The sequence below is a fragment of the Shewanella sp. SG44-6 genome, from assembly GCF_014164185.1.
GTDB lineage: Bacteria > Pseudomonadota > Gammaproteobacteria > Enterobacterales > Shewanellaceae > Shewanella > Shewanella vesiculosa.
Map to the genome: position 1 here is coordinate 1 of NZ_JACJER010000246.1, position 2,142 is coordinate 2,142.

4 protein-coding genes are annotated in these 2,142 nt (G+C 39.3%); all 4 read right to left on the reverse strand.

From position 1 onward, the window contains the following. Positions 1–512: 512 nt before the first annotated feature. The gene (gene rplT / locus H5185_RS21790; protein ID WP_025823422.1) at positions 513–869 is read right to left on the reverse strand and encodes a 50S ribosomal protein L20; all 357 of its coding nucleotides are present in this window, start codon (positions 867–869) and stop codon (positions 513–515) included. A gap of 15 nt (positions 870–884) precedes the next feature. Further along, on the reverse strand, positions 885–1,079 hold the full coding sequence (rpmI, locus tag H5185_RS21795; protein ID WP_011496149.1) for a 50S ribosomal protein L35: 195 nt from the start codon (positions 1,077–1,079) through the stop codon (positions 885–887). A gap of 82 nt (positions 1,080–1,161) precedes the next feature. Next, positions 1,162–1,704, reverse strand: coding sequence for a translation initiation factor IF-3 (gene infC, locus H5185_RS21800; RefSeq protein WP_124014861.1), 543 nt, complete (start codon positions 1,702–1,704; stop codon positions 1,162–1,164). Between the two features lie 3 nt (positions 1,705–1,707). After that, a partial coding sequence (locus H5185_RS21805; protein ID WP_259396284.1) for a His/Gly/Thr/Pro-type tRNA ligase C-terminal domain-containing protein occupies positions 1,708–2,142 on the reverse strand: 435 nt, incomplete at its 5' end.

Consider the following 2,142-nt stretch of genomic DNA (forward strand, 5'->3'; position numbering starts at 1 on the left):
GCTTTGAAAGCATCTGTTAAGCCTAAAATTGGGTCTGCTGGAGCAAGCGTGACTTTAGAAAAGATCATTACTACTATCCTAAGTGAAGTGGATGGACAAAATTTATTTAGTTATACCACTGTATGCAAGCGCTGAGTAGTGAGACTTTTAATAGTTGCGACAAATTTGATAATAAATTACATATTCATCAAATTTAAGCCCATTTATTATCATTATTATCAACATTAAGGTTTAGTAAAACTGAATATAATCAGCCTTACTAGACACTTGTTATAGGTACGTCTTTAAAAATCACTCACAGGCCAGTATTTAATGCCTCACTTAAGTGATTAATAAAAAGCCCAGTATTGCGATGAATTTATATCAATGGCTACATTTATATAAGCGTGAGATGCCTAAGTAAAATACACATAAATGTGATTTGGGTGAGTGATTATTGCAGATATTTAAATTGTTACAGGCATAAAAAAAGGAACCCGAAGGTTCCTCTTTTTAAGCGACAAACTAATTACTTAGTTTAACGCTTCTTTTGCTTTTTCAACTAAAGTTGCAAAAACAACTTTGTCGAAAACAGCGATGTCAGCCAAAATCTTACGATCGATTTCAATAGACGCCTTTTTCAAGCCGTTAATGAAACGGCTGTAAGACAGACCATTTTGACGAGACGCTGCATTAATACGTGCAATCCATAACTGACGGAATTGACGTTTTTTCTGACGACGGTCACGGTAAGCATATTGACCAGCTTTAGTAACTGCTTGAACAGCAACACGGTAAGTACGGCTACGAGCGCCATAATAACCTTTAGCTAGTTTAAGTACTTTCTTGTGACGAGCACGTGCGGTTACACCACGCTTAACTCTTGGCATTTTCTATCTCCTAAATTAAGCGTATGGTAGTTGACGCGCGATTGCTGGAACGTCAGATTTAGCAACTAAACATTTAGCACGTAAGTGACGCTTACGCTTAGTGCTTTTCTTGGTCAAAATGTGACGTAAGTGTGCTTGCTTGCGCTTGAAACCATTAGCGGTTTTCTTAAAACGCTTCGCTACACCCTTGTCTGTTTTCATTTTAGGCATTTCTAAAACTCCGCATTGGGACGTTAATAAACGTAAGGCGAGCAAAAGCCTCAAGAGACTTTTGCTACTTTAGGTTGCCCTACTATTTCTTTTTAGGTGCTAGCACCATAATTGCTTGACGGCCTTCCATTTTCGGGAAAGATTCGACAACCGCATATATTTCCAAATCAGCCTTGATACGGTTCAAAAGATCCATACCTAGGTTTTGGTGTGCCATTTCGCGACCACGGAAACGCAGCGTAATTTTCGCTTTGTCACCATCTTCCAGAAAACGAATCAGGTTGCGTAGTTTTACCTGATAGTCGTTTTCATCAGTGCCAGGACGGAATTTAATTTCCTTAACCTGGACCTGTTTTTGCTTCTTTTTTTGTTCCTTTTGAGCTTTCGCTTTATCAAAAAGGAACTTACCGTAGTCCATTATACGACAGACAGGAGGCTCAGCATTGGGACTGATCTCTACTAGATCAACTCCGGCTTCATCTGCAACGATCTGAGCTTCTTTTATAGTTAATATACCAATTGGCTCACCATCTAAACCTGATAAACGGACTTCAGGTACACCAGTGATTTCATCATTGATTCTATTAGGGGCTGGCTGTCGCCCTGCTGTTCTTTTGATCTTTATGACCTATTCCTCCAACAATTTGAGACTACGGAGCGAAATCTGTTGACGTATCATCGCGGCGAAATCTTCTAGTTTTAACTTGCCTATATCGATACCGTCACGTGTACGCACCGCTACTTCCTTATTTTCCATTTCTTGATCACCAACGACCAATAAATAAGGCACACGTCTAAGTGTGTGTTCGCGTATTTTAAAGCCTATTTTCTCATTCCTCAAGTCAAAAGATGCTCGAATACCCTGTTCTTTAAAGAATTTAACGATTTCTTCAACATAATCAGCTTGTTTGTCGGTAATATTCATTACAACAACTTGCATTGGAGCAAGCCATGTTGGGAATTTGCCGGCGTATTCTTCTATCAATATACCTATGAAACGTTCTAAAGAGCCTAAAATAGCACGATGGATCATTACTGGCGTTTGGCGACTGTTGTCTTCTGC

What these genes read in the sequence shown, in the direction of transcription:
- rpmI (WP_011496149.1), bottom strand. Translation starts at nt 1,079, where the DNA reads ATGCCTAAAATGAAAACAGACAAGGGTGTAGCGAAGCGTTTTAAGAAA.
- rplT (WP_025823422.1), bottom strand. Translation starts at nt 869, where the DNA reads ATGCCAAGAGTTAAGCGTGGTGTAACCGCACGTGCTCGTCACAAGAAA.